Raw genomic sequence first — 16125 nt, 5'->3', positions numbered from 1 at the left:
TAACCATGCAGATGCCACGCCGATTCAATACGTACTGCCCGCACTGTAACGAGCACCACGAACACGAAGTTGAAAAGGCCCGTTCCGGTCGTTCCTCGGGTATGAAGTGGGACGCTCGCCGCACCCGGCGAAACTCCTCTTCGATCGGTAACTCCGGTCGCTTCTCGAAGGTGCCCGCCGGCGAAAAGCCCACCAAGAAGACCGACCTCAAGTACCGCTGCAGCGACTGCGGCAAGGCCCACCTCCGCGAGGGATGGCGCGCCGGCCGACTCGAGTTCCAGGAGTGATTACAATGGCAGGAAATTTCTACAGCGTCCGATGCAGTGACTGCGAGAACGAACAGACCGTCTTCGGCAAAGCCTCGAGCGAGGTCGCCTGTGCCGTCTGTGGCACGACGCTGGCCCGCCCGACCGGTGGCAAAGCCGAGATCGACCACGAGATCTTAGAGACAGTCGAGTCACGATGAAGTACAGCGGCTGGCCCGATCCCGGCGAACTGGTCGTCGGCAAGATCGACGAGATCGAAGATTTCGGCGTCTTCGTCGATCTCGAGGAGTATCAGGACAAACGCGGCCTGATCCACATCTCGGAGGTCGCGAGCGGCTGGATCAAGAACGTCCGCGATCACGTCCGCGAAGGCCAGATCGTCGTCTGCAAGGTCCTCGAGATCGACGAGAGCTCCCAGCAGATCGACCTCTCGCTGAAAGACGTCAACGATCACCAGCGCTCCGACAAGATCCAGGACTGGAAGAACGAGCAGAAGGCCGACAACTGGATGGGGATCGCGCTCGGCGAGGACGCCGACGACGAGAGCTACACCGCGATCGCCAACGAACTGATCGGCATCCACGGCAGCCTCTACGACGGCTTCAAGCAGGCCGCGATCCACGGCGAAGAGGCCCTCGAAGACACGGACCTCTCCGACGACGAGATCGAATCCATCGTCGAGACGGCCCGCGAGAACGTCTCGGTGCCGTACGTCAACGTCACCGGCTACGTCGACTTGGAGAACGCCTCGCCGAGCGGCGTCGACGGGATCCGCGAGGCCCTCGAGGCCGCCGAAGGGAACGGCGAAGTGCCCGACGAGGTCGAGCTCTCGGTCAGCTACGTCGGTGCCCCGGAGTACCGTATCAAGGTTAAAGCGCCCAACTACAAGACCGCCGAGTCCCACCTCGAAGAGAGCGCTCAGCGTGCGGTCGCCGCCATCGAGTCCGAAGGCGGCGAGGGCGAGTACCACCGCGAACGACGAACCGACGACGAATAACGTATGAAGTCGGATATCCGGGTGTGTTCGGCGTGGCGCGACGCACACGACCGCCCGGTGTACACGCTTTCTGCGATCTGTCCGAAGTGCGGTGCCGACGCCGAAAACAGCGCCCCTGCGCCGTTCGATCCGAACGATCCACACGGCGAGTACCGACGGTCTCTTAAACGTCGCCATCGCTGATACGGTATGGACGAACTCGAGATCGACGCAGTCGCCGAGGTCGAACTAGACGACCCCGTCCTCGTCGAGGGGCTGCCGGGTGTCGGTCACGTCGGAAGCCTCGCCGTCGAACACCTGCTCGAGGAACTCGAGGGCGACAGTACGCTCGTACGCCGGATCTACTCCCACGAGTTTCCGCCGCAGGTGAGCGTCGAGGACGGCGTCTCGGAACTCACCTGCGCGAAACTCCACGCCGTCACCGTCCCCGACGGTCGTGATCTGTTGTTGCTGACCGGCGACCATCAGGCCCAGACCAACGAGGGCCACTACGTGCTGACCGACGCCTTCCTCGACGTCGCCGAGGAGTTCGACGCGACCGAGGTGTACGCACTCGGCGGCGTCCCGACCGGCGAACTCATCGACGAGTACGCCGTCGTCGGTGCCGTCAGCGACGAATCGATGCTCGAGGCGCTCGAGGACGCCGGCGTCGAGTTCCGCGAGGACGAACCCGCGGGCGGCATCGTCGGCGTCTCGGGGCTCATGCTCGGACTGGGCGAACGTCGCGGCTTCGAGGCCGCCTGTCTGATGGGCGAGACCAGCGGCTATCTGGTCGATCCCAAGAGCGCTCGGGCCGTGCTCGAAGTGCTCGAGGACCGACTCGGCGTCGAACTCGAGTACGAGTCGCTGGACGAACGCGCCGACGAGATGGAGGACGTCATCGGCAAGATCCAGGAGATGGAACAACAACAGCAGATGGACGTCCCGACGGACAACGACCTGCGGTATATCGGCTAAACCGACGAGTCGCGATTCCGGTCCGATTTCGGCGGCTACGATTCCGTTTCTCGCGTCGCTCGTGGACGAAACAGTGCGCAGTTCGGACACCAGACGGTGCCGTCCATCCGTGAAATCTTCTTCCCGTTACAATCGGAACAGCGTTCCGCCGAATACTGAACCATACGGTATCGGGAGAGAATTAGTCTACACATCTATCTACCTTCCGGTGGGATAACGAATCGCTCGTTGGACAGTCGTCGCTCGAGGACGGTCGTGTGACTGGAACGGAGCGGCGGACGTGATCGGGTCCGAGAGCGATACTTACGCGTCGGCATCCGCTGCCAGCGCCTCGAACACGCGACAGGCGTTTTTCGAAAAGGCTCGCCACAGTTTGTCCTCGGAAACGTCGAGCGTGAGGATTTCCATGACCGCGACGTCGGGATGGCAGGCCGGGACACCGCTGCCGAAGAGTACTCGATCGGGATGCTCGAGCAACGCGCGCTCGAGGAGGTCGCGATACCGGACGAAACTCGTCTCGAGGTAGCAGTCGTCGTACGCGTCGAGGAGATCCACCATCTCGTGCATGCGCGAGCGCTCGAGCGGGTGGCCGCCGAAGTGGGCGACGACGACGGGGAAGGAGCGCTCGAGCAGCGTCGTCGCGAGGGTCTCGGGTGGGGCCTCGACGCCGCCACAGACGATCACGGGGAGGTCGACGTCCTCGAGGGTGGCGAGGACGGCGTCGTCGGGGTAGCCGTCGACGGTGGGATCGATGACGAAGCCGTGAAAGCGGTCGTCGTAGGCGTACTTCTCGACGTCTTCGGGGGTCGTGTGGAACTCCTGGCGGCTGCTGACCGCGTTGCGGAGACGCGCCGTCACGCTCGCACCCGATTGCTGCGTGCCGTTGATCCGGGCGACGGCGACGAACGGACGGTCGACGCTGTGGCGGGCGACGCCGTTGTTCGGCGCGACGTAACTCGTGTTCGCGCTGGCCGGCGGGAAGACGATCGATCTGGTGATACCCGCCTGATGCATCTCCCGCTCGAGTCGATCCGGCGTGATCGGCTGTCCCCCGAGCCCGCCCGTCGTCCCGTCCGGGACCAGTCGCGCGTAAACGTCGACGACGCGAAACCCGTGTTCCAGTTCCAGCATCCCTACCGGCCCTTGCCGGCCGACCCATATTTCCCTACCGGCCCCGTGACCGTCACGTTCGGTGGTATACGGGCGGCTGTCGGCGGTGCAATCGCCAGACGGAGTGGGGACGGGAGCGAAATACTTATATAGAAGTGCTGACGACATAGTTAGTGAGGATTCAACTATGGCACAACAGCGACGCATGGGCGGGCAGCCTATGTTCATCATGAGCGAGGATAGCCAGCGAACACAGGGTCGCGACGCCCAGTCGTCGAACATTATGGCCGGCAAGGCGGTTGCCGAAGCCGTACGGACGACGCTCGGACCCCGCGGAATGGACAAGATGCTCGTCGACTCCGCCGGCGAGGTCGTCATCACCAACGACGGGGCGACGATTCTCAACGAGATGGATATCGAGCACCCCGCGGCCCAGATGATCGTCGAAGTCGCCGACTCCCAGGAAGAGGAAGTCGGAGACGGGACGACGACCGCGGCCGTGGTCGCTGGCAACCTGCTGGGTGAGGCCGAAGACCTCATCGAACAGGACGTCCACGCGACGACGATCGTCGAGGGCTACCACGAGGCCTCCGAGATCGCCCTCGAAGCGATCGCCGAACAGATCAGCGAGGACGCCGTCGACGACGAGATTCTCAAGCAGGTCGCCGAGTCGAGCATGACCGGCAAAGGCACCGGCGGTCTCACCGCCGAATCGCTGGCCGAGACGGTCGTCGAAGCGATCCGTCACGTCGAACTGGACGACGGCGTCGCTCGAGACAACGTCACCGTCCACACCCAGATCGGAGCCTCCTCGAACGCGACGGAGCTCGTTCCCGGCATCGTCATCGACGAAGAGCCCGCCCACGAGGGCATGCCGAGCGAGGTCGAGGACGCCTTGATCGCCGTCCTCGACGTCGAACTCGGCGTCCGCACGGGCGATATCGACGCCGAGTACGCCATCGACTCGATCGATCAGCTCAACACGGCCATCGACGCCGAGGAGAGCGAAGTTCGCGGCTACGCCGAGACCGTCGCCGAGAGCGGGGCCGACGTCGTCTTCACGACCGACGACGTCGACGACCGCGTCAGCAACTATCTCGCCAACGAAGGCGTGCTCGTCTTCGAGAACATCGGCAACAGCGACGCCCGCGACATCGTCTCCGCGACGGGTGCTCGCCGCGTCGGTGCCCTCGACGACCTCGAGGAATCCGACTTCGGCGAGGCCGACCGTATCCGTAGCGAGAACTTCGGCGACGACGACCTCGCGTTCGTCGAGGGCGGCGCGGCCGCCGAGACGGTCACCGTCTTCGTCCGCGGCGGCACCGAACACGTCGTCGACGAACTCGAGCGCGCCATCGACGACGCACTCGACGTCGTCGCGACGGCACTCGCCTCCGGCGAGGTCGTCCCTGGCGCCGGCGCGACCGAGATCGCCATCGCGGACAAGATCCGTCAGGAAGCCGCGGGTATCGAAGGCCGCAAACAGCTCGCCGTGACGGCCTTCGCCGACGCGCTCGACGTGATCCCGCGGACGCTCGCCGCCAACACCGGCCAGGACCCGATCGACTCGCTCGTGGACCTTCGTGCCGCCCACGAGTCCGAGGGTCGTGCCGGTCTGATCACCAGCGGTGAGGACGTCACGATCGACGATCCCTTCGAGTACGGCGTCGTCGACCCGGCCGACGTCAAACGCGAGGCCATCGAGAGCGCGACCGAAGCCGCGACGATGATCGTTCGCATCGACGACGTCATCGCCGCCGAATAACGTCGCTTTCCGCCGCTTCCCGTCGTTTCCTGCCGTTTTTTTCGGTTTCAGTCGGATTTCGAGATACTCACTCGGCCGTCAGTGTTATGTGTTGACACGGTCAAATTAGTACCGTATCATGTCTGGAACGACTCGAGATCGGTTGACGCCGGTCACGCATACGGTCGGTCGCCCGCTCTACTACGACGAGGGGCGCGGAACGTATCACGCGTGGTGTACCGACGCGGACTACGAACCGGTGAGTACGGGACTCGTCATGGCCGTGTCGTCGATCCTCGAGGTCGATCCCGCCGATCTCGAGTTGCTCTCGACGTGTGTCGACCCCGACGCCCTGAACGCGCTCGTCGTCCACTGGAACGACGCGGGAGCGGAACCCGACCGGGGCTCGATTACGTTTCCGTTTGCCCGGTGTACCGTCACGGTCCACAGTGACGGTGAGATCGTGATCGACCCCGACAGCCCGGCGGGCACCTGATCCAGGCCCCTCCCCGTCCGTCGCCAGCCGACAACCGTTTTTCGCGCCCGATCACTCGTCGCCAGTCCCATCGCCGGCGGTCTCGTCGTCACGAATAGTCTCGTCACCGGCGGTCTCGTGGGCCGTCGACTCGAGAACGACCCGATCTCCCCCCTCGAGTCCGAAGGCCTCGTCGCCGCGACCCCGATTGACGTCGAGTTCGACGTAGCCGTGGCTGCCGACGGTCGCGAGTTTCGCTCCGGCGGGCACGGCGGCGAACGTTTCGCCGACGGGAACGGTGATACCGTTCGCGACGATCCGATCGCGTCCCGCGAGCCAGTTGCCGGGGACGTTCGTGATGACGTTCCCGAAGCCGTCGACGACCAGCACCTCGCCCGTCGCGCGGTCGCTCTCCCCTCCGTTCGCGCCCTCGAGCATCGCCGTCGGTAGCTCGAGGTCGGCGGGAGCGCCCGAAAGCGGCGAGAGCCACTCCAGATCGCCGAGGGAGTCGAGTGCGGTATCGTGAACGCCTGCCGCGGCGGGTGCGAAGACGTCCCGGCCGTGGAAGGTGTTGCTCGCCGGTCCCTCGCCGCGTTCGCCGGGGACCGCCGACGGTGACCGTTGCGCTCCGGTCGGTTCGACGGACTCGAGGCGCGTCTCGTCGACGACGTAGGTCTCGAGGTCGGCATCGCCGGCGAGTCGACGCGCGGCGGGGAGCAGTACGCCGTTGTCGGGACCAACGAGCGCGTGCTCGTCCGCGCGGACGACGAGCGCGTTGCGGTCGGTCCCGACGCCGGGATCGACGACGACGAGGTGGGTTGCCGGCGGAAAGTACGGCAGCGTTTCGCGGAGCCAGAACGCGGCCGCGCGGACGTCTTGCCGAGGGAAGTCGTGTGCGACGTCGACCAGTCTGGCATCCGTTCGCTGGCAGAGCACCCCCTTCATCGCCGCGGGGTACGGCGTGCCGAAGTCCGACGCGAGCGTGATCATGTGAGGTGGTACGAACTGATCGATCAAAGTCGATACGTCTCGTGGCTGACGATCAGCGTTCGGAACGACGACGCGCTACTCCCCGTTCGAGTCCGACCCGCTGATCATCTGGATGCGTTCGATGCCGCCGATTTCACCGACCACGTCGGCGACGGCCGCGGGAACCAGCGTCTCCCAGTCGCCGCCGTTGATCATGCGTTCGCGGACCTCGCTGCCCTCCAGTACTTCGCGGTTGAACATCGGCGACTGGCGGATCTCGATATCGTCCTCGCGAAACAGCTGGATGACGAGCGGGTTGTTCGAGTAGGCGACGTCGAAGTCGGGACTCATGCTCTGGACGTGGCTCACCCAGACCGAGTTCCGTTCCAGATCCTCGATCGGGACGGCGTAGGTCACGAGATCGTGGTCGACGAGCGACTTCGTGATCATCATGATCCGCTCACCGGCCGTGAACGGGTTCCGAACCGTGTGCGAGTCGTCGGCGCTGCCGATGCCGAGCACGAGTTCGTCGACGTCTTCGGCGATCTGCTCGACCATGCTGAGGTGACCGTTGTGGAACGGCTGAAAGCGGCCGATGTAGAACCCCCGGGTCATGCCGGGAACTGGTCGGGCAGCGTGCTTAAGCGTGGCGAGTTTCTCAGCCGCGCGGAACGGTCGTATTCGCCGCCGTCTCGAGCGGCCACATCCGTGCTAAGATGTGACACACATATTACGATGTCGACACGACCGGCTGAAACGACGGACCGAAAAACCTAATCAGTACTTTAGACGGCTGTAGGTGCCGGTTTCAGGCACTGTCACCATCCTCCGCATGGAGAAAGTATATCAGTCCCAATCCCTTCGAATCAGGTACTGAACAGAGTTCTATGAGTAACGATACGAACGTTGACGACCCTCCCGAAGACGCCCCTTCCACTGAGCCTGACGAGGAGCAGGCACAGCCTCGGTCCCAGGACCAGGAGTCGGAGCGTCAGGGAGAACGGTCGCCGCTCGAGGAGGGCGGTGACCGGCGCGACGACGTCGACGACGGTGACCAACACGAGGAGATCGACGGCGGTGACGAGTTCGACGATCCGGTCGACGAGTTCGACGATCCGGTCGACGAGTTCGATCGGGAGTCGGCCGACGAGGACGACGACATCGAGACCGTCGAAGATCTCGGAAGTACGGTCGAAGTCGATCCGGGCGTCGAGGTCGACGAAGAGAACGCCGAGGACGATCTACTCGGCGGTCTCAAAGTCGACTCGACGGCAGATATCGAGGTTCCGGACCGACTCGTCGACCAGGTCATTGGTCAGGACGAAGCACGGGATATCATCATCAAGGCGGCCAAGCAGCGACGGCACGTCATGATGATCGGCTCCCCGGGTACCGGGAAGTCGATGCTGGCGAAAGCGATGAGCCAGCTACTCCCGAAAGAGGATCTACAGGACGTCTTAGTCTACCACAACCCAGACGACGGCAACGAGCCGAAGGTCCGAACCGTCCCCGCCGGCAAAGGCGAACAGATCATCGACGCCCACAAGGAGGAAGCTCGCAAGCGCAATCAGATGCGCTCGATTTTGATGTGGGTCATCATCGCGATCATCATCGGCTACGCGATTCTCAGCCCTGCCAGCATTCTGCTCGGCATCCTCGCGGCGGGTATCGTCTGGCTGATCTTCCGCTACACGTCCCGCGGCACGGACGCCATGGTGCCGAACATGATCGTCAACAACGGCGATCAGCGCACCGCGCCCTTCGAGGACGCGACCGGCGCCCACGCCGGCGCACTGCTGGGCGACGTCCGCCACGACCCCTTCCAGTCCGGTGGGATGGAGACGCCGAGCCACGACCGCGTCGAACCCGGCTCGATCCACCAGGCCAACAAGGGCGTGCTGTTCGTCGACGAGATGAACACGCTCGACATCCGCACGCAGCAGAAGCTGATGACCGCGATTCAGGAGGGCGAGTTCGCCATCACGGGCCAGTCCGAGCGCTCCTCGGGTGCGATGGTCCAGACCGAACCCGTCCCCTGTGACTTCATCATGATCGCTGCGGGGAACCTCGACGCGATGGAGAACATGCACCCCGCCCTGCGCTCGCGGATCAAGGGCTACGGGTACGAAGTCTACATGGACGACACCATCGAGGACACCCCCGAGATGCGGCGCAAGTACGCCCGTTTCATCGCCCAGGAGGTCGAACGCGACGGTCGCCTTCCCCACTTCACCCGGGAGGCCGTCGAGGAGGTCATCCTCGAGGCCAAACGCCGTGCAGGCCGGAAGGACCACCTCACGCTGCTGTTCCGGAACCTCGGCGGACTGGTCCGCGTCGCGGGCGACATCGCCCGCGCCGAGGACCGCGAATACACGGCCCGCGACGACGTGTTGCAGGCCAAGCGCCGCTCCCGGTCGATCGAGCAACAGCTCGCCGACGACTACATCGAGCGCCGCAAGGACTACGAACTGCAGGTCACCGACGACGGCGTCGAGGGCCGCGTCAACGGGCTCGCCGTCATGGGTGAGGACTCCGGGATCATGCTCCCCGTCATGGCCGAAATCGCCCCCGCACAGGGTGGCGGGCAGGTCATCGCGACGGGGCAGTTGAAGGAGATGGCCGAGGAATCCGTCCAGAACGTCTCGGCGATCATCAAGAAGTTCTCCGACGTGGACCTCTCGGAGAAGGACATCCACATCCAGTTCGTCCAGGCCGGCGAAGGCGGCGTCGACGGTGACTCCGCCTCGATCACGGTGGCGACCGCCGTCATCAGCGCCCTGGAGGACATCCCAGTCGATCAGTCGATCGCGATGACCGGTTCGCTGTCGGTCCGGGGCGACGTCCTCCCGGTCGGCGGCGTCACCCACAAGATCGAGGCCGCCGCGAAGGCCGGCTGCGACAAGGTCATCATTCCCGCCTCGAACGAGCAGGACGTGATGATCGAAGACGAGTACAAGGAGATGATCGAGATCATCCCCTGTTCGAACATCAGCGAAGTGCTCGACGTCGCGCTGATGGGCGAACCGAAGAAGGACTCGCTGGTCGACCGTCTCAAGTCGATCACCGGCTCCGCCTTCGAAGGCAGCCAGAGCGGCGTCGGCTCCGCCAGCGGGTCGAACCCGAGTCCACAATAGATGGCCGACTGGGCGACGTTCGCCGGCATTACGGGCGTCGTCCTCGTGCTGTTGCTGGTTCTTTCGCATCTGACGCAGTCGGCGTTCGACGACGACGCTAACACGGCCAGCGACCGCGACTCGAGCGTCCGCTCCGAGTCGAGGGCAGATCCGAACTCGAGCGCCGAACTCGACTCAGCCGAGAGCACTCCCGGATCGGGAACGGAGACCGACGGCTCGCGTTCGGACGTCGATCTCGAGGAGTCGATCACCGCTGATCGCAGCTCTCCGGTCGAGAGCGACGCGAATCCGTCCCCCACCTTCGATACTGAAGTCGACGAGGGTTCCGAGCGGGTCCCGGTCGATTACGGGGCGGAACCCCGCTCCGAACGTGCACACCACACCGACCGGACGGACGAGTTCGATCCCGGATCGCTGTCGACCGGGGAACTCCTGGTGAACGTCGCCGTCTCGCAGGGGCTGTTCGCACTCGTCTTGCTCGGTGGCGTGATCTACACGGCGATTCCGGCCGACGCGCTAGGTATCGAGTTCTCGCTCGGCTACCTCGAGCGGGGACTGCTTCTGGGAACGGCGTTCGGACTCGCGCTGTACGTCGCAAACGAGATCGGTGCGGCGACGGCGACGCGGTTCGGCTTCGATCACGACGAGGAGCTTCGGGAACTGCTCGCTCCGGATTCGATGCAGGGCTGGCTGGTTCTCCTGATCGTCGTCCTTCCCATCATCGCCGTCTTCGAGGAACTGCTCTTCCGGGCTGCGCTGATCGGCGCGATTTCGGTCGGCTTCGGCGTCTCGCCGTGGCTGCTCGCCGTCGTCTCCTCGATCGCGTTCGCCATCGGCCACGGGATGCAGGGCTCGGTGGGCGTCGTCGTCACGGGACTGCTCGGATTCGTCCTCGCGGCGATCTTCGTCCTCACCGGGAGTTTCCTCGCGGTCGTCGTCGCTCACTATCTGGTCAACGCCCTCGAGTTCGTCGTCCACGAGGGACTGGGCTTCGAGTGGGCCCGAACCCTCGAAAGCTAAGGGTTGTGACCTGTTGGATCTGGGTATGAACGGCCTCGACGACGTTCCGGACACGGTCTATCGGGTGATTTTCTCCGGGATCGTCCTCTACTTCGCGTTGCTGGTGTACGGACAGGTGGCCGGCGACTCCCTGGCGGCGTTCGCCGCGGAGTTCGTCTTCGGCGTGATCGCCGTCGGCGTCGGGACGATTCTGTACCTCCAGGCCGAGACGGATCGCGGGTCGTGGGTGATCCCCGGGGCGGCCGTCTGTCTCGTCCTCGGCGGCGCGTTCCAGTTCGCGTTCCTGTTCACCCGTAACCCGGCGCTCGATCAGGTGTCGTCGATCGTCGTCTTCGTCGGGATCGGGCTCTACATCTACGCGGTCTGGTACGCCGACTAACGTGCGCTCGGCCGATTGCGCGTGTTCGGCCAATTGGTTGTGTTCGTCCGACTGCCCTGCGCTCGACCGCGAACGACTCGAGACTACAGTCCCTCGAGCGACCGTAACTTCTGTTCGACGGCTGGCGGCGCGGCGCTCGGGCCGTCGCGCACGCGGTGGTCGGGAATCAAGAGCGGGGCGGGGTTCCCGTCGAGGGCGGTCCGAACGAGGATCAAGTCGTCCTCGTCGTCCGGGTCGAGGTCGGGAGTCATCCGCGCGAGGGCGTCGACGCTGACCTGTTCGCCGTAGGGGATGCCCCGGACCTGCTCCAGGACGGCGCGCTGGTCGGTCGGAACGGTCAGGGCGACCTGTACCTCGTCAAATCGGACCTCCTCCAGCCCGTTGAGGTACTCGAATATCTGCTCGAGGATGGGATGATCCTCCCGGGCGTCCTCGTCCGGTACGTCGGGAAACGAGACGCTCAGGATGCGTCCGCTCGCGGCCCCGAACTGGACGTATCGATCGAGATACGGCGATTCCCGCGCGTAGATTCCGGCGTCCGTGACGTCCTCCATGTTCCTGCGTAGGTGAGTGGGCCTTGAATAATCGCCGGTCGTCGTTTTCGAACGCGTCGGTCGTAGAAACGCGAAACAGTCACCCCCACACCGACTCCCACCGATTCCGATGGAACACCGTGAACGCTGCCGATGCTGGCACCGATGAAGGCCACACCCTCCCCAGCCGCCTGCGGTCCTCGCTCCTCCCGTCGCTGCGGTCCTCGTCCCTCGCGCACCGTTGGCGATGGGCCCTCGCTCGCTTTTCGAGGTGCTCGCACGGCACCCACCTCGCAACGCTCGGCCCCATCGACAGCGCGCCACCGCACGCCGGCGGTCTGCAGGCAGAAATCTCAGTCGTCGTCCGGGTCCGTATCCCGACCCGATGGCGCAAAGCTTTTGTACATATGAGTACGTCGATGTACAACAATGAACTCTAGAACGGAACTCGCGCCCGCGGTGGCGTCGATCCTCGAGGCCGCCCGGGAGCGGCCGGGTGGCGACGGCGTCGTGGACGTCGACGCACGCTCGTTGCCCGACGCGGTAGCGCGGGCCGAGGCCGACGGCCGCGTCCCGGTGATCGCGGAGGTAAAGCCCACGAGTCCGACCGCCGACGGGACGCGCGACGACGACCCCGTCGAACTGGCCGAGGCGATGGTCGAGGGCGGCGCGGCGGCGATCTCGGTCCTCACCGAGCCGAGTCACTTCGGCGGCTCGCCCGAGTCGCTGACTCGAATTCGCGAGGCCGTCGACGTCCCCGTTCTCCGAAAGGACTTCGTGCTCGAGGAAGCGCAACTGGACGTCGTCGAAGCCGATCTGCTCCTGTTGATCGTGCGGTTCGTGGACGATGTCGCGGAACTCGTCGCGGCCGCGCGCGAACGCGGCTTCCAGCCGCTGGTCGAGGTCCACGACCGCGAGGAACTCGAGACCGCTCTCGAGGCCGGCGCGGAGATCATCGGGGTGAACAACCGGGATCTGGCGAGACTCGAGGTGGACCTCGAAACCTTCGAGTCCGTGGCGCCCGGAGCACCGGACGACGTGACGCTGATCGCAGAGAGCGGCGTGTCGACGCCCGACAACGTCCGACGGATGCGCGAGGCGGGCGCCGACGCCCTCCTGATCGGCAGCGCGATCATGGACCACGCTTCGGGCGACAGCAACGTGACCGAGAACACCCGGCGACTGGTCCGGGCCGAAGACGGGGCGGAGTAGGATGAACCAGTGCACGACCGATCACTCGGACGACGCGGACGGAGCAAACACATGAGCACGAGCGACCACGATAACGAACACACGCGAGAGCGCGACAGCGAGGCCACGTTCGGCGACTACGGCGGCCAGTACGTCCCCGAGGCCCTGATGCCGGCCGTCCAGGAACTCGAGGACGCCTACGAACGCTACGTCCTCGAGAACGAGGACGGCTTCATGGACGAGTTCCGCGACCGAATGCGGGATTTCGGCGGCCGGCCGACGCCCCTGCAGCACGCGGAACGACTCAGCGAGCGCTACGATCGCGAGATCTACCTCAAGCGCGAGGATCTGGTCCACGGCGGCGCGCACAAACTCAACAACGCGCTCGGACAGGTCCTGCTGGCCAAGTATATGGGCAAGGAGCGGATCATCGCCGAGACCGGCGCCGGACAACACGGCACGGCGACCGCGATGGCGGCGGCCCACCTCGATATGCCCTGCGAGATCTACATGGGCCGAACGGATATCAACCGCCAGCGGCCCAACGTCTACCGGATGCGGATGAACGGCGCCGAGGTGAATCCGGTCACGGCCGGCAGCGGGACCCTGAAGGAAGCGATCAACGAGACGATGCGCGACTGGGCGACGACCGTCGAGCGGACCCACTACGTCATCGGGAGCGTCGTCGGTCCGCACCCGTTCCCGAAACTGGTGCGTGACTTCCAGGCCGTCATCAGTCGGGAGGCCCGGGAGCAGATCCGGGAGAAGGCGGGCCGACTCCCCGACAGCGTCGTCGCCTGCGCCGGCGGCGGCTCGAACACGATGGGGACGTTCCACGAGTTCGTGCCGGACTGCGCGGACCCACGGTTCGCGAACGAATCGAGCGGACGACGTCCGCGAGACGAGGACGTGGCCCTCTATGCGGTCGAGGCCGGCGGCTCGAGCCTCGAGATCGACGAGGAAAACGCGCTGGCCCCGAACTCGGCGACGCTCTCGACGGGCACCGACGGCGTGCTTCACGGGGCGATGACGAAACTCCTCCAGAGCGAGGACGGCCAGATCATGGAATCCCACAGCGTGAGTGCCGGACTGGACTACGCCGGCGTCGGTCCCGAACTCTCCCATCTCGTCGATATCGGACGCGTCACTCCGGCAAGCGTCGACGACGAGGCCGCACTCAACGGCTTCCACCGACTCTCGACCCTCGAGGGGATCATCCCCGCGCTCGAGTCGAGTCACGCGCTGGGCTACCTCGAAGAACATTACGAGGATCTCGGAGGGGTGATCGTCGTCAACGTCTCCGGCCGCGGCGACAAGGATCTGGAGACGGTGCTCGAGGAGACCGAGAAGCGTGATCTCGAGGCCGCACCGGACGTGGAGGTGTTCGACCGATGAGTGGCGAGGATCGACGACCGGAGGGAGGAGAGCCTCGAGAAACGCGAGCGGGGAGCGACGGTGGGAAGCGACCCGCGAGCACCGAATACGACAGCGATATCGAGGCCGCTATCCGGGAGCATCACCCGGCGTTGATCACCTATCTGACCGCGGGAGACCCGTCGCTCGAGGATACCAAGGCGTACGTCGAAGCCCTCGACCGCGGCGGCTCGGACCTGATCGAACTCGGCCTGCCGTTCTCCGAACCCATCGCGGAGGGGCCGACGATTCAGGCCGCGATCAACCGCGCGCTCGACGCCGGGACGACGCCCGAGGGCTTCTTCGAGTTGGTCGACGATCTCGAGACCGACGCCCCGCTGCTGGTGATGACGTACTATAACATGATCCTGCAGTACGGGGGGAGCGAGGCGCCACGCGCCTCGGACGAGGCGAGCGGTACGAGGCCCGATCGGAGTGAGGGCCTCGAAGATGCAAACGGGGAGGAACGACCCGTGAGCGGGCGGGGCCCGCGAGCCAGGCCCGACGTCCGGCCGTTCGTCGAACGGGCTGCCGAGTCGGGGCTCTCGGGGATCATCGTCCCGGACCTGCCCGCCGAGGAATCCGCCCCCCTTCGCGAGGCCTGTGACGACCACGGACTCGATCTCGTCTTCATCGTCGCGCCGACGACCGAGGGCGAGCGCCTGGATCGAATCATGTCCCAGGTGTCAGGCTTCGCTTACGTACAGGCCCGCCTCGGAACGACCGGGGCTCGCGCGGACGTCTCGAACGCGACTCACGACAGCCTCACGCGGCTCTCGGCGTACGACGTGCCCAAAGCGGTCGGGTTCGGCGTCAGCGAGGGTGACCACGCGGCCGAAATCGTCGAGGCGGGCGCCGACGGCGTCATCGTCGGCAGCGCGCTGATCGACATCGTCGCTGAGCACAGCTCAGCGGGCACTGGGACGGAGTCCCAGAACGTCGCCTCGAGCGACGACACCGCGGCCGCTCTCGAGACCAAAGCCGAGGAACTCAAACGCGGCGCCGTTCGCGGGTCGGAGACCGTCACGAACGATACGGAAGATGTACCGGAACCAGAACAGCCATAACTGCAAGCTTGCTACACTCCCGCAATGACTATCACAGGCATCGACGCGCGACTCGACAGAATCGGTACAAACGACTCGTACGTGATCATCCCGATGGATCACGGCATCACGATGGGGGCGGCTCAGGGGCTGAAAGACATCGAATCGACGATCGACGGTGTCACCAGCGGCGGTGCGGACGCGGTCCTCACGCAGAAAGGAATCGCACCTCGCGTCCACGAGCACAAGAACGGGAAGGGCTACATCGTCCATCTCAACGGTTCGACGACGATCGGCCCCGACGAGAGCGACAAACGACTGACCGGCACGGTCGAAGAGGCCGTCCGTGTCGGCGCCGACGCCGTCTCCTTCCACATCAACGTCGGCTCGGACCACGAACCCGACCAGATCGCCCAGCTCTCCGAGGTCACCGCGAACGCCGAGCGACTCGGCATGCCGGTGCTGGCGATGGCCTACGCCCGCGGCCCGGGCGTCGACTCCGAGGATCCCGAAGCGCTCGGCCACGCCGTCCGTCTCGCGGAGGAACTCGGCGCCGATCTCGTCAAGACGGGCTACAGCGGCGACGCCGAGAGCTTCCAGCACGTCGTCGAATCGACCCGGCTGCCGGTCGTTATCGCCGGCGGCTCGAAAGGAACTGACCGCGAGACGGTCGACATGGTCCGCGGCGTGATGGACGCCGGTGGATCCGGCGTCTCGATGGGGCGATCGATCTTCCAGCACGAGAATCCGGAAGCGATCGCGACGGCCGTCGCCGGCGTCGTCCACCACGATCTCTCGACCGACGACGCGCTCGCGAAGGCCGGACTCGCGCTCGAGGCCTAGTCGATCTGTCCCCCTCGGCGGCCAGTCACAGTCAGTGCCGCCAGCGGA

18 protein-coding genes are annotated in these 16125 nt (G+C 65.3%); 14 read left to right on the top strand and 4 right to left on the bottom strand.

Going from position 1 to position 16125, the window contains the following annotated elements; all coding sequences use genetic code 11:
- The first annotated feature begins 5 nt into the window (after positions 1-5).
- From ACSFC7_RS09790 to ACSFC7_RS09770, 5 genes are read left to right on the top strand one after another with little or no spacing between them, the layout of a single operon-like run.
- Positions 6-287 carry a 50S ribosomal protein L44e gene (locus tag ACSFC7_RS09790; RefSeq protein WP_436347523.1) on the top strand — a complete coding sequence of 94 codons (282 nt, stop codon included), beginning with the start codon at positions 6-8 and terminating at the stop codon, positions 285-287.
- Positions 288-292: 5 nt separating this feature from the next.
- Positions 293-466: a 30S ribosomal protein S27e gene (locus tag ACSFC7_RS09785; protein WP_006089161.1), complete on the top strand. Its 174-nt coding sequence runs from the start codon at positions 293-295 to the stop codon at positions 464-466.
- Positions 463-1263 carry a translation initiation factor IF-2 subunit alpha gene (locus ACSFC7_RS09780; RefSeq protein ID WP_436347522.1) on the top strand — a complete coding sequence of 267 codons (801 nt, stop codon included), beginning with the start codon at positions 463-465 and terminating at the stop codon, positions 1261-1263. Before ACSFC7_RS09785 ends, ACSFC7_RS09780 begins: the two co-directional genes overlap by 4 nt.
- A 3-nt stretch (positions 1264-1266) precedes the next feature.
- Complete coding sequence (locus ACSFC7_RS09775) at positions 1267-1446, top strand: RNA-protein complex protein Nop10 (RefSeq protein ID WP_436347521.1); 180 nt, start codon at positions 1267-1269, stop codon at positions 1444-1446.
- 6 nt (positions 1447-1452) lie between these two features.
- Entirely contained in the window at positions 1453-2220 is a 768-nt protein-coding gene (locus tag ACSFC7_RS09770; RefSeq protein ID WP_436347520.1) for a proteasome assembly chaperone family protein, read from the top strand.
- A 303-nt stretch (positions 2221-2523) separates the two neighbouring features.
- On the opposite strand, the gene ACSFC7_RS09765 is transcribed toward ACSFC7_RS09770, so the two are convergent.
- The gene (locus tag ACSFC7_RS09765; RefSeq protein ID WP_436347519.1) at positions 2524-3351 is read right to left on the bottom strand and encodes an amidohydrolase family protein; all 828 of its coding nucleotides are present in this window, start codon (positions 3349-3351) and stop codon (positions 2524-2526) included.
- A gap of 199 nt (positions 3352-3550) precedes the next feature.
- Between ACSFC7_RS09765 and thsA the strand changes: the two genes are divergently transcribed.
- Together thsA and ACSFC7_RS09755 are read left to right on the top strand one after the other, a co-directional pair.
- Positions 3551-5095 (top strand): thermosome subunit alpha, encoded by a 1545-nt coding sequence (gene thsA, locus ACSFC7_RS09760; RefSeq protein ID WP_436347936.1) that lies wholly within the window; start codon positions 3551-3553, stop codon positions 5093-5095.
- 118 nt (positions 5096-5213) lie between these two features.
- Positions 5214-5570: a HalOD1 output domain-containing protein gene (locus tag ACSFC7_RS09755; protein ID WP_436347518.1), complete on the top strand. Its 357-nt coding sequence runs from the start codon at positions 5214-5216 to the stop codon at positions 5568-5570.
- A 51-nt stretch (positions 5571-5621) separates the two neighbouring features.
- Here the strand turns inward: ACSFC7_RS09755 and ACSFC7_RS09750 are convergent, their stop codons facing one another.
- Positions 5622-6539: an SAM hydrolase/SAM-dependent halogenase family protein gene (locus ACSFC7_RS09750; RefSeq protein WP_436347517.1), complete on the bottom strand. Its 918-nt coding sequence runs from the start codon at positions 6537-6539 to the stop codon at positions 5622-5624.
- 75 nt (positions 6540-6614) lie between these two features.
- Positions 6615-7133, bottom strand: a complete 519-nt coding sequence (locus ACSFC7_RS09745; RefSeq protein WP_436347516.1) for a nicotinamide-nucleotide adenylyltransferase — start codon at positions 7131-7133, stop codon at positions 6615-6617.
- Positions 7134-7405: 272 nt separating this feature from the next.
- Between ACSFC7_RS09745 and lonB the strand changes: the two genes are divergently transcribed.
- The 3 genes from lonB to ACSFC7_RS09730 are packed head-to-tail and all read left to right on the top strand — an operon-like array spanning position 7406 to position 11051.
- Entirely contained in the window at positions 7406-9652 is a 2247-nt protein-coding gene (gene lonB, locus ACSFC7_RS09740; protein WP_436347515.1) for an ATP-dependent protease LonB, read from the top strand.
- Positions 9653-10672 (top strand): CPBP family glutamic-type intramembrane protease, encoded by a 1020-nt coding sequence (locus tag ACSFC7_RS09735; RefSeq protein WP_436347514.1) that lies wholly within the window; start codon positions 9653-9655, stop codon positions 10670-10672. It abuts the gene before it with no gap.
- 25 nt (positions 10673-10697) lie between these two features.
- Positions 10698-11051 carry a hypothetical protein gene (locus ACSFC7_RS09730; RefSeq protein WP_436347513.1) on the top strand — a complete coding sequence of 118 codons (354 nt, stop codon included), beginning with the start codon at positions 10698-10700 and terminating at the stop codon, positions 11049-11051.
- An 83-nt stretch (positions 11052-11134) separates the two neighbouring features.
- Here ACSFC7_RS09730 and ACSFC7_RS09725 read toward each other — a convergent pair whose 3' ends face one another.
- Positions 11135-11605 (bottom strand): MGMT family protein, encoded by a 471-nt coding sequence (locus ACSFC7_RS09725; RefSeq protein ID WP_436347512.1) that lies wholly within the window; start codon positions 11603-11605, stop codon positions 11135-11137.
- A 408-nt stretch (positions 11606-12013) separates the two neighbouring features.
- Between ACSFC7_RS09725 and trpC the strand changes: the two genes are divergently transcribed.
- From trpC to ACSFC7_RS09705, 4 genes are read left to right on the top strand one after another with little or no spacing between them, the layout of a single operon-like run.
- On the top strand, positions 12014-12796 hold the full coding sequence (gene trpC / locus ACSFC7_RS09720) for an indole-3-glycerol phosphate synthase (protein ID WP_436347511.1): 783 nt from the start codon (positions 12014-12016) through the stop codon (positions 12794-12796).
- A gap of 51 nt (positions 12797-12847) precedes the next feature.
- On the top strand, positions 12848-14170 hold the full coding sequence (trpB, locus tag ACSFC7_RS09715) for a tryptophan synthase subunit beta (protein WP_436347510.1): 1323 nt from the start codon (positions 12848-12850) through the stop codon (positions 14168-14170).
- Positions 14167-15255 carry a tryptophan synthase subunit alpha gene (trpA, locus tag ACSFC7_RS09710; RefSeq protein ID WP_436347509.1) on the top strand — a complete coding sequence of 363 codons (1089 nt, stop codon included), beginning with the start codon at positions 14167-14169 and terminating at the stop codon, positions 15253-15255. The genes trpB and trpA overlap by 4 nt, the downstream gene beginning before the upstream one ends.
- A gap of 24 nt (positions 15256-15279) precedes the next feature.
- Positions 15280-16077, top strand: a complete 798-nt coding sequence (locus ACSFC7_RS09705; RefSeq protein WP_436347508.1) for a 2-amino-3,7-dideoxy-D-threo-hept-6-ulosonate synthase — start codon at positions 15280-15282, stop codon at positions 16075-16077.
- Positions 16078-16125 lie beyond the last annotated feature (48 nt).

It is taken from the genome of Natronorubrum halobium (genome assembly GCF_051351675.1).
Taxonomy (GTDB): Archaea; Halobacteriota; Halobacteria; order Halobacteriales; family Natrialbaceae; genus Natronorubrum.
Note: the sequence above shows the minus strand (reverse complement) of the source record. Positions and strands in the feature narration are given on the sequence as shown.